General features: G+C 38.3%; 16 protein-coding genes. 10 read left to right on the top strand and 6 right to left on the bottom strand.

Annotation, left to right across the window (positions count from 1 at the left end):
* The 6 genes from OC25_RS21170 to OC25_RS28155 all read left to right on the top strand — a co-directional run bounded on the left by OC25_RS21170 (position 1) and on the right by OC25_RS28155 (position 3,728).
* Positions 1–450, top strand: a complete 450-nt coding sequence (locus OC25_RS21170; RefSeq protein WP_039480129.1) for a DUF1573 domain-containing protein — start codon at positions 1–3, stop codon at positions 448–450.
* A 76-nt stretch (positions 451–526) separates the two neighbouring features.
* The gene (gene yajC / locus OC25_RS21165) at positions 527–841 is read left to right on the top strand and encodes a preprotein translocase subunit YajC (protein WP_039480127.1); all 315 of its coding nucleotides are present in this window, start codon (positions 527–529) and stop codon (positions 839–841) included.
* 120 nt (positions 842–961) lie between these two features.
* Positions 962–1,909: a YbbR-like domain-containing protein gene (locus OC25_RS21160; protein ID WP_039480125.1), complete on the top strand. Its 948-nt coding sequence runs from the start codon at positions 962–964 to the stop codon at positions 1,907–1,909.
* Positions 1,909–2,526 carry a dephospho-CoA kinase gene (gene coaE / locus OC25_RS21155; protein ID WP_039480122.1) on the top strand — a complete coding sequence of 206 codons (618 nt, stop codon included), beginning with the start codon at positions 1,909–1,911 and terminating at the stop codon, positions 2,524–2,526. The genes OC25_RS21160 and coaE overlap by 1 nt, the downstream gene beginning before the upstream one ends.
* Positions 2,527–2,571: 45 nt before the next feature.
* A complete protein-coding gene (locus OC25_RS21150) occupies positions 2,572–3,513 on the top strand; it encodes an exonuclease (RefSeq protein ID WP_039480120.1) in 942 nt (313 codons plus the stop codon).
* A 71-nt stretch (positions 3,514–3,584) separates the two neighbouring features.
* Positions 3,585–3,728, top strand: a complete 144-nt coding sequence (locus tag OC25_RS28155) for a C1orf53 family protein (RefSeq protein ID WP_167335424.1) — start codon at positions 3,585–3,587, stop codon at positions 3,726–3,728.
* A gap of 109 nt (positions 3,729–3,837) precedes the next feature.
* Here OC25_RS28155 and OC25_RS21145 read toward each other — a convergent pair whose 3' ends face one another.
* The 5 genes from OC25_RS21145 to OC25_RS21125 all read right to left on the bottom strand — a co-directional run bounded on the left by OC25_RS21145 (position 3,838) and on the right by OC25_RS21125 (position 7,300).
* A complete protein-coding gene (locus OC25_RS21145; RefSeq protein ID WP_167335423.1) occupies positions 3,838–4,437 on the bottom strand; it encodes a Uma2 family endonuclease in 600 nt (199 codons plus the stop codon).
* Positions 4,438–4,553: 116 nt separating this feature from the next.
* Entirely contained in the window at positions 4,554–5,180 is a 627-nt protein-coding gene (locus tag OC25_RS21140) for a Uma2 family endonuclease (protein WP_082018678.1), read from the bottom strand.
* Between the two features lie 108 nt (positions 5,181–5,288).
* Positions 5,289–6,005, bottom strand: a complete 717-nt coding sequence (locus OC25_RS21135) for a ZIP family metal transporter (RefSeq protein WP_039480117.1) — start codon at positions 6,003–6,005, stop codon at positions 5,289–5,291.
* Positions 6,006–6,008: 3 nt separating this feature from the next.
* A complete protein-coding gene (locus OC25_RS21130; protein WP_039480115.1) occupies positions 6,009–6,572 on the bottom strand; it encodes a phosphatase PAP2 family protein in 564 nt (187 codons plus the stop codon).
* Positions 6,569–7,300 carry a class I SAM-dependent methyltransferase gene (locus OC25_RS21125; protein WP_039480112.1) on the bottom strand — a complete coding sequence of 244 codons (732 nt, stop codon included), beginning with the start codon at positions 7,298–7,300 and terminating at the stop codon, positions 6,569–6,571. Before OC25_RS21125 ends, OC25_RS21130 begins: the two co-directional genes overlap by 4 nt.
* Before the next feature lie 355 nt (positions 7,301–7,655).
* On the opposite strand from OC25_RS21125, the gene glmM reads away from it, so the two are divergent.
* Both glmM and OC25_RS21115 read left to right on the top strand, forming a co-directional pair.
* The gene (gene glmM / locus OC25_RS21120) at positions 7,656–9,041 is read left to right on the top strand and encodes a phosphoglucosamine mutase (RefSeq protein WP_039480110.1); all 1,386 of its coding nucleotides are present in this window, start codon (positions 7,656–7,658) and stop codon (positions 9,039–9,041) included.
* 141 nt (positions 9,042–9,182) lie between these two features.
* Positions 9,183–10,331: a cysteine desulfurase family protein gene (locus tag OC25_RS21115; protein ID WP_039480108.1), complete on the top strand. Its 1,149-nt coding sequence runs from the start codon at positions 9,183–9,185 to the stop codon at positions 10,329–10,331.
* A 971-nt stretch (positions 10,332–11,302) separates the two neighbouring features.
* On the opposite strand, the gene OC25_RS21105 is transcribed toward OC25_RS21115, so the two are convergent.
* Positions 11,303–11,863, bottom strand: a complete 561-nt coding sequence (locus tag OC25_RS21105; RefSeq protein WP_209435619.1) for a transposase — start codon at positions 11,861–11,863, stop codon at positions 11,303–11,305.
* 229 nt (positions 11,864–12,092) lie between these two features.
* Between OC25_RS21105 and OC25_RS21095 the strand changes: the two genes are divergently transcribed.
* The gene (locus OC25_RS21095) at positions 12,093–12,296 is read left to right on the top strand and encodes a hypothetical protein (RefSeq protein WP_039480101.1); all 204 of its coding nucleotides are present in this window, start codon (positions 12,093–12,095) and stop codon (positions 12,294–12,296) included.
* Between the two features lie 80 nt (positions 12,297–12,376).
* The gene (locus OC25_RS21090) at positions 12,377–13,276 is read left to right on the top strand and encodes an MBL fold metallo-hydrolase (RefSeq protein WP_039480239.1); all 900 of its coding nucleotides are present in this window, start codon (positions 12,377–12,379) and stop codon (positions 13,274–13,276) included.
* Positions 13,277–13,343: the final 67 nt, after the last annotated feature.

Genomic DNA, 13,343 nt, shown 5'->3' with positions numbered 1-13,343 from the left:
ATGAAGAAAATATTTATCCTGGCCATTGCTGCGATTTCATTTACAGCTTGCCGCAATGCAAATAACCAAACTTCAGAAACAGCTTCGGCTGGAAACGATACCTCAAAAACCGCTAAGGTGGCGCCAGCCGATGCACCGGTTATTGTGTTTGAACGCGATATTTACGATTTCGGTAAAATTGAACAGGGCGAAAAAGTAAAACACGATTTTAAACTGAAAAATACAGGTAAAAGTCCGCTTATTGTTTCAAATGCAACAGCAACTTGTGGCTGTACTATACCTCAGGTACCGGGCGAGCCTATTTTGCCAGGTAAAGAAGGTATTATCAGCGTGGTTTTTAACAGCGAAGGTAAAATGGGCATGCAGGATAAAGTGGTAACCGTTACCTCAAATGCCAACCCGACTACTACTACCGTACATTTGGTAGGCGAGGTACTGGCTAAAAAATAAACTGGCTGATGGTAAAGTTATTTGCCCTCAGGTATAACAAGCCATCAACTATTCATAAAAACAAATAAAAAAAGAAATGACATCAACAGTAATTTTACAGGCTGCAAACGGCAATATGTTGGGTACAGTTGTACCAATGGTATTAATCATGGTAGTTTTCTACTTCTTCATGATCCGTCCGCAGGTTAAAAAAGCAAAAGACCATAAAAAATTAGTAGCAGAATTAGGCAAAGGCGATAAAGTAATTACCACTGCAGGTATCCACGGTAAAATTGTAGATTTAAACGATACTACCTTCTTAATTGAAGTTGAAAGCGGTGCTAAAATCCGTTTCGATAAATCGGCAGTTTCTTTAGATGCTACAAAAGCAGTTACTGCAGCTAAAGCTTAAGCAGAAATAATTAAAATGAAGAGCAGTTCCGAAAACTTTCGGGACTGTTTTTGTTTTACTACATTTGGTTGCATACATTTTGGAAGTAAAATTCCATTTTACAGCTAATATTTAATTGTTATGCCCTTTATTAGATTAACTAAAATTGAAAAAAGACGTGTATTCAGCTTACTAGCCTGCTTATTGCTGGCAATTGCTGCATGGCTTTTTATGGCATTGAATAATAAATATATCTATACTGCCAAAACCGTTCTGGTATTCAAAAATACACCAACTAAAAGGGCGTTTTATCCACTGCAATCAGATACGATTGATTTGCAGGTGGAGGGTACTGGCTGGCAATTGTTGTTTGCACGGTTAAGGATTAGCCCGCCGTCGGTTTCGGTTAGTTTAAGCCAGCTCAATACCAAAGATTTTATTGTGTTTTCCGATCAGCTGTTTAACATCAACAGGCAGCTGGAAAGTACACAAAAGGTAATTTCTGTTAAGCCTGATACACTGTATTTCGATTTTACGAAGCGGATAGTGAAGAAAGTACCAGTAAAACTGATAGACCGGCTTGATTTTGTAAAACAATTTGGTATCTCGAGCGAAATTATCCTCAACCCCAAATTTGTTAAGGTAGCCGGACCGGTAGAAGAACTGGCTAAGATAAACAGCTGGCCAACCGATACGTTGAAACTGGATAAAATACAGGGTAGTACTACGGTTAGGGTTGGTTTGCAGCACAGTATCCATAAAAATGTGAGTATTTATCCTTCTTCGGTGGAGGTGAAACTCCCGGTAGATGAGTTTACCGAAAAAACGATAGAAGTGCCATTAAAACTGATCAATAACAGGAATTACAACAGCATTAAGCTTTATCCCAAAAAGATTAAGGTAACCTTTCTGGTTGCCCTAAGCAATTACGATCAGGTAGACGATAGTTTTATTAGCGCAACGGTTGATGCTGATGAGTGGCAAAATTTAAAGCACGGTCAGTTCACGGTTAAAATAACCCAATTTCCTGATTATTGTAAATTGGTGAGCATAATGCCCTCCAAAATAGATTTCATAGTAGAAAAATAATGTATAAAGTAGGTATAACAGGTGGTATTGGCAGTGGTAAAACTACTGCATGTAAGGTTTTTGAAGTGCTGGGAATCCCTGTGTTTTATGCCGATACTGTGGCCAAAGAGATCATGTGTAAAGATGCCGTGTTGGTTGCAGGCATTAAAGAAGCCTTTGGAAGTGAAAGTTATTTTGAAGACGGAAAACTGAACAATAAACATATTGCAGGCATTGTTTTTAATAACGAAACAGCACTTAAACAACTCAATGCGCTGGTACATCCGGCAGTTTTTCGTGCTTTCGATGCCTGGGAAGCAAGTATTCCACAAACTACTCCTTACACCTTAAAAGAGGCAGCACTATTATTTGAAAGTGGTTCGTATAAAATGTGCGATACAACCATTCTGGTTACAGCACCTTATGAAATTAAACTGAAAAGGGTAATGCAGCGCGACGGCGTTTCGGCAGAACAGGTTAAAGCCCGCATGGACAAGCAACTTAGCGATGAAGAGAAATCGAAATTGGCCAATCATTTTATCGTTAATGATGAACAGCAATCTATTATCGAACAGGTTTTAGCTTTACACCAGCAATTTTTAAAGGCTGCAGAAGGGCTTAAAAGCATCAATATTTAACTATCTACTCTAATCCTATAATCTTTAAATCTTTTTATCTTACTTGTGATTTTAGCAGATTTTATTACCATTACCCCAACAGGTTTATACTGTGTTTACGGCGATTTTTACCTCGATCCCCAACAGCCTGTAAAAGAAGCGGTAGTTTCCCATGCACACGGCGATCATGCAATAGGCGGTAGCCAAAATGTATACTGCACTTCAGCTACTGAAGCTTTTATGAAACACCGTTACCGTAAATTCGCAGCTGTTGATTTTTACGTTAAAGCTTACCACCAGTCGTTTAAAATAAAGGAAGTTACGATTACTTTTTATTCGGCAGGGCATATTTTAGGCTCAGCACAGGTTTTAATGGAATATAAAGGCGTTAAATACCTTTATACCGGCGATTATAAAACAGAAGCCGATGCTACTTGCGAGCCATTCGAATTTGTTAAGGCCGATGTGCTCATTACCGAAAGTACCTTTGCCAACCCCGATACCAAACACCCTTCGGCGGTAGAGGAGATTAAGAAACTAAACTTAACCAATGCCAATATTATGCTTGGCGCTTATGCCTTGGGTAAGAGTCAGCGGATTATTCAGTTGCTGAACGAACATTGTCCTACTAAAAATGTAATGGTTCATCACAGTATTATGCCTTTTGTTAAAATTTACGAAGAGTACGGCATGAAACTGGGCAGTTACAAAATGTACGACCGCAAAGTGATGAAAAATAATCACGAGCACCAGGTGTATATTGTGCCGCCAATGGTTTTTCACAGCTACCATAAAGCGATTAACGTGGTAAGGGCCTTTGCTTCAGGCTGGAAAAATCTGCAGCAACAAAATGGCATATCACTTTACATTTCTGATCATGCTGATTGGGATGCCATTTTAGAAACCATTAAAAAGGTAGAACCACAGCAGGTATGGACTTTGCATGGTGATGGCAAACAGCTAAGAGATTATTTTGCAGGTAAACTGGAAGTTAAAATATTAAATTAACACTAGGCTCCTTATTCTGAACTTGTTTCAGGATCTTTAGCTATCAAAAAATCAACCATTCAAAACTAAGCATGAAAGAAGGCGAAGACTTTTATTTTAACGAGGCAGGTTTAATGGTTTTTACCGAAGCGTATCATTTAAAGCGTGGTTATTGCTGTAAAAACAAGTGCAAACACTGTCCCTGGGGTTTTGGTAAGCAGAAAGAGAAGAAGTGATTCATTTAGCAATTTGCAGTAGGCAGTTTGCAGTTAAGCTGAAAGAAGTCAAGTTTTAATATTAATTTGTGTATAAAAGGAGCGCAAACTTGCCTTCTCTTTTTAGTTACTATGCGTTAAATTGCACACGCTCATAAATATCAGTTAAAGCTACGTCAATCCCCATAGAAACAAAGGTTAGGGTCTCAGCTGTGTCTTTGTGCGTTTTTAGCGTCGAGTTTTTTGCTTCATTAATGTAATATGCCTCTACTGAAATTGATTCAGAATCGATCATTATGTATTCCTTTAATGATGGAATATCTTTATACAGGTTAAATTTTTTGCCCCTGTCGTAATTTTTGGTTGAAGGGGATAGGATTTCAATAATCACTGTTGGAGAAATAAAGGTTTCTTCATCAACATCACTATGCTTTAAACCATTGCAGTAAATGGATATGTCGGGATAGGTAAATAAGGTGTTCTCAGGGATATTCATTCGCATATCGCTTCCGTAAGGTCTGCAGGGCTTACCTTTCAGTCTAATGGTTAATTGTCCAAAAATACTACTGAAAATCTCATTGTGGTTAAGCCCAGCACCCGACATGGCAAATATCTCCCCTTGATAGTACTCATGTTTTACTGTTGATGGCTTTTCCATTGCCAGATATTCTTCAACCGTATAATGTCTTTTATGATACGCTACAGCAGGTTCATTTACAATGTTTTCCATATACGAATTTAATTCATTCTGACCAGATGCCATAAATCTAAACGATTATAAACGTTTAGAACCAGCTGTATGGACGATTGTTCGAAAATGGTTAATTGAAGGTTAAATTTCTTAACTCAAAAATTAACATAATTGTATATTTCGCTGAGCGGCACATCAAATCCCATCGAAACAAAGGTTAGGGTATCACAAATTTCTTTGTGTTCATTTAGCATCCAGTTTTTTTCTTCATTAATGTGATATGCCTCTACCGAAATTGATTCAGAATCGATCATAATGTATTCCTTTAATGATGGAATATCTTTATAAAGGTTAAATTTTTTGCCCCTGTCGTAATTTTTGGTTGAAGGGGATAGGATTTCAATAATCACTGTTGGAGAAATAAAGGTTTCTTCATCAACATCACTATGCATTAAACCATTACAATAAATAGAAATATCAGGATAGGTGAATAAGGTATTCTCAGGGATATTCATTCGCATATCACTTCCGTAAGGGCGGCATGGCGTACTCTTTAATTTACTACCCAGTTCTATAAAAACATTACTAAAGATTTTATTGTGGTTAAGCCCAGCACCCGACATGGCAAATATCTCTCCTTGATAATACTCATGCTTTACTTGCGATGGTTTTTCCATCTCCAGGTATTCTTCAACAGTGTAACGCCTTTTCTGATAAGCTACAACCGGTTCATTTACAATATCATCCATATACGAATTTAATTCATTCTGACCAGATGCCATAAATCTAAACGATTATAAACGTTTAAAACCGGTTGTAGAGGCGATTCCCAAAAGTGGCTAATCAATTGTTTAAATTGCTCAACTGAAAACTGATAACTGCGAACTGATCTAATGCCCCGCGAAGAAGCCGATCAGAGCTACCCCAATTCCCAATAATACAGCAATCATTTTACGGGTATTAATTTTATGGTCGGCACTCGATTCGAATAGGATAGTGGTAGAAATATGCAGGAAGATACCAATTACAATGCCCATAATTTTGTTAAAATAAGCATCTACACCACCAATACTGCCGTTGCTCAGGCCTACGCTTACATAAAAGCCCAGCGGTGCCATTACTGCGAAAATGATCAGGTATAACAGGATGCTGCTCTTTTTAAAGTGGTTTTGCATTAAAATACTGGCCAGTGCAAACGCAGCCGGGATATGGTGCAAAGAAATACCAAAAATAAGTTCGTTATGCTGTTCTTTTGCCAGGGGCATTCCTTCTAAAAATGCATGCAGGCAAAGGCTAATCATAATCCCAAAAGGGAAAACATGTCCGTCGTGGTGTTTATGGATATGGCCATGTTCTACACCTTCAGAAAATTGTTCTAAGAAAACCTGTAAAAGGAACCCTACCAAAATAAAAATGCCAATTTGCGCTTTATCCGGGCCGCTGTAAGCATCAGGTATCAGATGTAAAACCGTAATGGCAAATAAATAAGCGCCGCTAAAAGATAAAATTAGCTTTAGCAATTTCGATTTATCACTTTTAACTAAAAAAATGGCTGTTCCACCTAAAAAGGCGCAAAAGAAGAGTACACAGAGTTTCCAGATTTCCATATGTTAAAAATCAGGTTGTAATTTTTTAAATATTCTCGAACAAATTAGGCCAATGGTTATTCCTAAAAAAGCACCGGTTGTTACATCAACAGGGTAGTGCACGCCTACGTATACCTGTGCAAAACTGATAATAAAGGCCCAGAATATTCCGATTGGTAAAATCGGTTTCCAACGACTGTAAAAAAGGCAAATTAAGAATACTGCAATGGCAAAATGGTTGGTGGCATGTGCTGATGGAAAACTTAATCCGCTGCCACAAGGTACGCGGTGTATAATCTCGTTGGTCAGGCTCATATCGTTACAGGGGCGTACCCTGGAAACTAAAGGTTTTATCACTCTCGAAGCGATTAAATCACCCATGGCAAAAGTAAAAAGTACCATCCCAATGATATAGTAGCCCTGTTTTCTATATTGTTTAATGCAAAAAACAACAATAAAAAGGTATAATGGCGACCAAAAAAAGCGGTTACGCATTAAAGGCATTAACCAATCAAAAAAGCTGTTTGAAAGTCCACGGTGGATTTTCAAAAACAAGTCTACATCAAATTGTTGTATGCTTTCTATCATGCTTTTTTGCAAATTAAAATTAAACGGTCTGAGTCCGATTCGTTAAAATCATCGAGGGCGTAACTGCCAAAGGTTTTTTCGATTACCATTCCCGCTTTGGTAAGCATACGTTCAAAATCTTCAAAACTAAAGGCCTGTACACGCTCTTCGAAATTGTAAACCTTTTTATTGTCTTCGAAATTTATTTTCTTGATAATTTTTCCGTCAACCACATTTTTGGTAATGTTAAAGGTAATCCCATCCAGCGATTTGGTTTCGCATGAATTTAAATTGCGGATAATTTTTTCGGTATTAAAATAATCTAAAACCAAAATCCCTTTAGCTGTTAAGCATTTTCTAAAGGTTTTTAAGGCATTTACGTGGTCTTTCTCTGTATCAAAATAGCCAAAACTGGTAAACAGGTTTAGCGCAATATCAAAATAATTGATGTAGAACAGCCTGCGCATATCGTGCACCAGAAAATGCAGTTTGTTGTTTTCGAACTGTTTGGCGTATTTAATACTCTGCTCAGATAAATCTATGCCGGTAACATCAAATCCTTTTTTGTTAAGGTAAATGGAGTGGCGCCCCTTGCCACAGGCTATATCCAGCATTTTTGCATCTTCGCGCGGCTGCAGGTACTGCGTAAGGTTATCGATAAAAAATTCGGCTTCGGCATCATTCCTTTGCTGGTAGAGAATATGATAATATGGCGAATTAAACCAATATTGAAACCACTTGCGTTGCATATATAGCCTTTTATGTTTTGGAATTTGCAAATATAAGGTTTTGTGGCCGCTCCTAAAGTTTTCGGTGTCTTTTATGCAACATTATTGCATAAAAATTAATAAGCCGCTGGCTTACAGATTTACAGTAGCCAATTTTTGTGCCGGGCTAAAGTAGGAAAACTCGCACATACCTGATTTTTTTATCCATAAGGCTTAAAACTGAACACACGTTTGATTTTAATAACCGCGCTATTTCTATCGGATATATCGCATTAACCGATATAAAATCAATGTAAATAAACCATTTTGAGCGCGCTTGAGATACTGGCTATTTTGTTTTTTTTGCTATTTTTGAACCTCAAATAAATTATACACAGTGACTTTAATAAAATCAATTTCAGGAATACGAGGAACCATAGGTGGACGTGCCGGCGACGGCTTAACTCCATTTGATATTGTGAAATTTACCGCTGCTTTTGGAAGCTGGGTAGTAAACAAAACAGGCAATAAAAGAATAGTTTTGGGCCGTGATGCGCGGATCTCGGGCGAGATGGTGAACAATCTGGTTATTGGAACCTTACAAGGCCTTGGGATCGAAGTAATCGATTTAGGTTTATCAACCACACCAACTGTCGAAGTAGCCGTACCGGACGAAAATGCTGGTGGTGGTATTATTTTAACGGCCAGCCATAACCCAAAACAATGGAACGCCTTGAAATTGTTGAACGGCAAGGGCGAATTTATTTCTGATGCCGATGGTAAAGAGGTTTTAGATCTTGCTGAAAGCGCTGATTTCGATTTTGCTGATGTAGATAAATTAGGTAAGGTAATTAAAAACGATACTTATCTTCAAAAACACATTGATAAAGTATTGGCTTTGCCACTGGTTGATGTAGAAGCCATTAAAAAAGCCGATTTTAAAGTCGTAATTGATTGTGTAAACTCAACTGGCGGTATTTTTATCCCTGCTTTATTAAAAGCTTTAGGTGTAAGTAAAGTGGTAGAATTATATTGTACCCCAGACGGACACTTTCCACACAATCCGGAGCCTTTGCCAGAGAACTTAACCGAAATATCGAAAGAAGTTCAAAAGCAAAATGCCGATTTAGGTATTGTAGTTGACCCGGATGTTGACCGTTTATGTTTTGTAAACGAAGATGGCAGCATGTTTGGAGAAGAATATACCCTGGTTGCTGTAGCCGATTACGTATTAAAAAATACACCTGGAAACACCGTTTCTAACCTTTCGTCGACCCGTGCGCTGCGCGACGTTACTGAAGCAGCAGGTGCTGAATACAATGCATCGGCAGTAGGCGAGGTAAACGTAGTAAATAAAATGAAAGCCAGCAATGCCATCATCGGTGGCGAAGGAAACGGCGGTATCATTTATCCTGAATCGCACTACGGCAGAGATGCCTTAGTTGGTATCGCCTTGTTTTTAACACATTTAGCTAAATTTGGTAAATCTATTTCGGTACTTAGGGCCAGCTATCCACAATACCACATTTCTAAAAATAAAATTACCCTTACGCCAGAAATGGATATCGATAATTTATTGAAACAGGTAGAAGAGAAATATAAAAGTCAGCCTTATAGCACAATTGACGGATTAAAGATAGAATTTGATAAAACTTGGGTACATTTGCGCCGTTCTAACACTGAACCGATCATCAGGATCTACAGTGAAGCAGAAAATGAAACCATTGCCGAGAATCTGGCAAACAAGATCATTTCTGACATTAAAGAAATATTACACCTTTAACCGGTTTGTGATCAATACAATTTGATCAAACGTTTAAGGTAAAAGCCGTGATTTAAATCAAATTAAATCACGGCTAATAAAACGGGTATTATTGGCAACAATAATTTCCACAATGCACTAACTAATTAATTATTCGTAAAAATGAAAAGGGTCTATTTAGATAACGCGGCCACAACCCCTTTAGATAAGGAGGTAATCGCAGAAATGACAAACGTGATGGAAAACTACTTTGGTAACCCATCTGCCATTCATGCATTAGGTCGCGAGGTGAGAACGCTGGTAGAAAAGGCCCGTAAAACCGTTTCAGGTTTATTAAATGCATCCCCATCCGAAGTGTTTTTCACCTCAGGAGGTACCGAGGCCGATAATACAGCCATTCGTTGCGGTATTTTTGCCTATGGTATCAAGCATGCCATTACTTCCAAAATAGAGCACCACGCGGTTGAGCATACCTTAAATACCATGCTTAAAAATGGCGAAATCGATAAATTAAGTTTCGTTAATATCGACGAAAAAGGGAATATCGATTACAATCATTTAGAAGAACTGCTTCAAAATAACGAGCGCAGCTTTGTTTCGTTAATGCACGCCAATAACGAATTGGGTACCCTTACCGATATGGTTAAAGTGGGCGATATCTGCGAGAAATACAATGCCATTTACCATGCCGATACCGTACAAACCATGGGGCACTACCGCCACAATGTACGCGAGCTGAAAGCACATTTTATTGTTTGTGCCGCACACAAGCTACACGGACCAAAAGGCGTTGGCTTTTTGTATGTAAACAGCAACATTAAAATCCCGCCGATGATTTATGGTGGAGCACAAGAGCGTAATATGCGCGGTGGTACCGAAAATGTGTATGGCATTGTTGGTTTGGCTAAAGCGCTCGAAATTGCTTATGCAGAAATGGATGAGCATCAAACCTATATTCAGGGCTTAAAAGATTACCTTAAAACACAATTAATTGCCGAAATTCCGGGTATTGCTTTTAATGGCGAAACCGATGCCGATAAGAGTTTGTATACCGTATTAAACGTATCTTTCCCTGAAATGGATATGGCCGATATGTTGTTATTCAATTTAGATATCAATGGTATTTGTGCCTCAGGTGGTAGCGCCTGTTCTTCGGGTTCTAACATTGGCTCGCACGTGTTAAACGGGATCAAAGCCGATCCAAACCGCCCGTCGGTACGTTTTTCTTTTAGTAAATATACTACTAAAGAAGACCTGGATTATGTAATAGAAAAAGTAAAAATGGTTGTGAAGCAAAATGCTTTAGCATAAAATATCCGTAACCAAATAGGAGAGTCTCAATGAAAGTTGGGACTTTTTTTTGTTTGAAAATATTCCGTTTTTTTTGGAAAGCAAGCCCAGCATTTCATTTTAACGTCAGTCCTGCTTTTCATTATATTCCGATAAAGGATCGGAATGCCATTTCAATCAGGTTTAGGTACTGCTTTATTGCTGCTATTTGCGGTCGGATGAATTAATGCAAAATAGAAATTCCGGCATCCTGCAGCCCCTGATATTATTGCAGGCTGCGCCACTTTAAACCTGATCGGAACGAACACGAAGTAAAGTGGAGAGCAGGACTGTATAAACCTAAGCAATACTGTATCTGATTTCCAAAAAGAATAAATGATTTGGATGTCTGCGGTTGAACAATCCATAAACGCAAGAAATATCTTGCAAAACTCAAAAATAAAACTTATATTTAATTAAAATAAGGGCAATTCAAGCCATTTTACCTGTAGTTCCTAAACGAAACCTTATCATTATTCCCGTGGTATAAGGTTAAGCAAATTTTAAAATAGCTTTTTTGATGCGGCTTCATAGCGAACAAAAAAGGCATTGATATTAAAATTCGTTAACCCTGAAAACTAACAAGTTTTCTACAATCTATATCGTCATGGAAAAGAGCCAAACCAACCAAAATCTAAAAAACGCGAAGGAAGAAGAAAATTTAAATGATGACAGGAAACACATTTACAAGTTCATCCTGGCACCATTTTCATTTGAGTCATCACACCATTTCAACAAAATACACAAAAGGAGGTTCCACTCTTTTGGTTGTATACACGAATTGGGAAAACTTCCGGGAGCCATGCTTTAAAACAGCTGCTTCTTAAATGCTGATATTGAAAATTCGCGTGGTTGGTGGTGCACCAACCACTAAATGCTTATGCAATATTTTGTAACTCCATGGTTGGTGGCCCACCAACCATTAATTCATCAACCATTAAATTCTCATATCTTTAGTATTCATCCCTGTAATCGGTTAGTATATTAAAATCATCAATACCTGTTTTGTAAAATCTGGCCGATGACCAGTAGTAATCTTCAGTATTTTTAGTCAAACGCCATCTTTCCTGCAAGGGGTTGTAATGGATATACTTCAATTTTTGTTCTAAAATGTTAATATTAAACAAATAAATCGCAAGCGGGTCTCTTTGCCATATTCTATACTTGCGATCCGATTCGGTTACCTCAAAATGCCTTAACGCATTCGGATTATTGATGATCATATCTTTCCTTAATTCATGTGAGGTTTCCTTTAAAAAACTCGAACTCGGTTTCTCTTTGCCATTAGGTTTTAAAATTTTTAAGATTAGGTGAACATGATTCGGCATAATAACAAAGCCATAAACTGCTATTAAACTTTGTTTTACCAGATTGCTTAAAGAACTTACTATTATTTGCTTATAATTCGGGGTGTCTAATAAATGTTTCCAATCTTTAATGGTACAAGTCCAAAAGTATGTTTGGTTGTATTCCAGAAATGAGTTTCTTCTATCTTTATAAATATCAGAATTCATACGCTTACATTTTAACTAATATAGGCAAGATTGTTCATAATTGTTTGGTGAGCCACCAAACAAGGGTTGCTCTCTTGGTGTATCTGCGTAAACCCATGGTTGGTGGCCCACCAACCAGTTTCTCTGATTGGCAACTCGTCAACAACAAAAGCAAACACATTCCTGAAACAACTGGCCAAAAACAATCTGATTTTTTGCTTGTTCCTATAGTACATCAATTTACAGAGCTATGGAAACAAATAAAGAAAAAGGTAAAGTTGTTGAGAACGATTTACTGGATAAAAAAGCAGAAGATGTGCGCGAGCACGATACGCTCGATGAAAATAAATCATCGAAGGTAACCACCAATCTGTTTACTAAAGATAATAAACGTAAAAATAATCCACTGGGCCCTGGCCACGAACCCGGACCAACCCCAGGATCAGGAATATAATGCCAGCCAGCAGAAAAAATACGGCAAATTGATTACATTTAAGCCACGGCAATTGCTGTGGCTTTTTAATGGATATAAAAATGGAAAGAAGAAACTTCATCACACACTCGGCGCTGGCTATGGCCATGCTTGCCTTATATAAAACAGATGTTTTTGCACAGCAGGATTTAATGCGGGCTTATAACTTTAAGCCTTTGCGTAATAATGTGGGTATATTTATCGAGCAGGGCGGTACCATAGGCTGGCTGAATGCAGGCAATGGCTTTGTGGTGGTAGATGCCCAGTTTCCAACCTCGGCACCGCATGTAATTGAAGAACTGAAAAAACTGGGCGAAAAGCCTTTTAAATACCTCATTAATACCCATCACCATGGAGATCATACAGCAGGCAACATTGCTTTTAAAGGATTAGCCCAAAAAGTGGTAGCGCATCAAAATTCGCTGGTTAACCAGAAAAGAGCGGCAGAAAAAGCCAATAACCTCGATAAACAATTACTGCCCGATACCACTTTTGGTACTGGCTGGAAAGCTAAAATAGGCGATGAACGAATCAGTGCTTATTATTATGGTTCCGGCCATACCAATGGCGATGCCGTTTATCATTTCGAAAACTCGAATATTGTACATGTAGGCGATTTGGTTTTTAACCGGAGGTTCCCGTATATCGATCGCGAAAACGGTGCACACATTGGCAACTGGATTACTGCTTTGGATAAAATTACCAGTCAGTTTGATAACGATACGCTGTTTATCTGGGGGCATAGCCTGGATCCGGAAAAAGTAACCGGCAATAAGGCCGATGTAAAGGCTTATCAAAATTACCTGCAAAGTTTATTAACCTTTGTTGGGGGCGAAATTAAAAGCGGTAAAAGTAAAGATGAGATCTTAAAAGCCACCACTATTCCAGGGGCACCAGAATGGCAGGGCGATGGCATACAAAGGAGTTTATCCGCCGCTTACGACGAGATAAAAGGAACTTAGCTTAACCACAGATAAACAGGATGAACACAGATATCGCTGCATCTGTGAGTATCTGTGCTCATCTGTG

This window comes from Pedobacter kyungheensis (assembly GCF_000812965.1).
Lineage (GTDB): Bacteria > Bacteroidota > Bacteroidia > Sphingobacteriales > Sphingobacteriaceae > Pedobacter > Pedobacter kyungheensis.
Note: the sequence above shows the minus strand (reverse complement) of the source record. Positions and strands in the feature narration are given on the sequence as shown.

Bases quoted from the DNA above. Each gene is read 5' to 3' on its own strand.
- OC25_RS21170 (WP_039480129.1), top strand. From the start codon at position 1: ATGAAGAAAATATTTATCCTGGCCATTGCTGCGATTTCATTTACAGCT.
- yajC (WP_039480127.1), top strand. From the start codon at position 527: ATGACATCAACAGTAATTTTACAGGCTGCAAACGGCAATATGTTGGGT.
- OC25_RS21160 (WP_039480125.1), top strand. From the start codon at position 962: ATGCCCTTTATTAGATTAACTAAAATTGAAAAAAGACGTGTATTCAGC.
- coaE (WP_039480122.1), top strand. From the start codon at position 1,909: ATGTATAAAGTAGGTATAACAGGTGGTATTGGCAGTGGTAAAACTACT.
- OC25_RS28155 (WP_167335424.1), top strand. From the start codon at position 3,585: ATGAAAGAAGGCGAAGACTTTTATTTTAACGAGGCAGGTTTAATGGTT.
- OC25_RS21145 (WP_167335423.1), bottom strand. From the start codon at position 4,437: ATGGAAAACATTGTAAATGAACCTGCTGTAGCGTATCATAAAAGACAT.
- OC25_RS21140 (WP_082018678.1), bottom strand. From the start codon at position 5,180: ATGGCATCTGGTCAGAATGAATTAAATTCGTATATGGATGATATTGTA.
- OC25_RS21135 (WP_039480117.1), bottom strand. From the start codon at position 6,005: ATGGAAATCTGGAAACTCTGTGTACTCTTCTTTTGCGCCTTTTTAGGT.
- OC25_RS21130 (WP_039480115.1), bottom strand. From the start codon at position 6,572: ATGATAGAAAGCATACAACAATTTGATGTAGACTTGTTTTTGAAAATC.
- OC25_RS21125 (WP_039480112.1), bottom strand. From the start codon at position 7,300: ATGCAACGCAAGTGGTTTCAATATTGGTTTAATTCGCCATATTATCAT.
- OC25_RS21115 (WP_039480108.1), top strand. From the start codon at position 9,183: ATGAAAAGGGTCTATTTAGATAACGCGGCCACAACCCCTTTAGATAAG.
- OC25_RS21105 (WP_209435619.1), bottom strand. From the start codon at position 11,863: ATGAATTCTGATATTTATAAAGATAGAAGAAACTCATTTCTGGAATAC.
- OC25_RS21095 (WP_039480101.1), top strand. From the start codon at position 12,093: ATGGAAACAAATAAAGAAAAAGGTAAAGTTGTTGAGAACGATTTACTG.
- OC25_RS21090 (WP_039480239.1), top strand. From the start codon at position 12,377: ATGGAAAGAAGAAACTTCATCACACACTCGGCGCTGGCTATGGCCATG.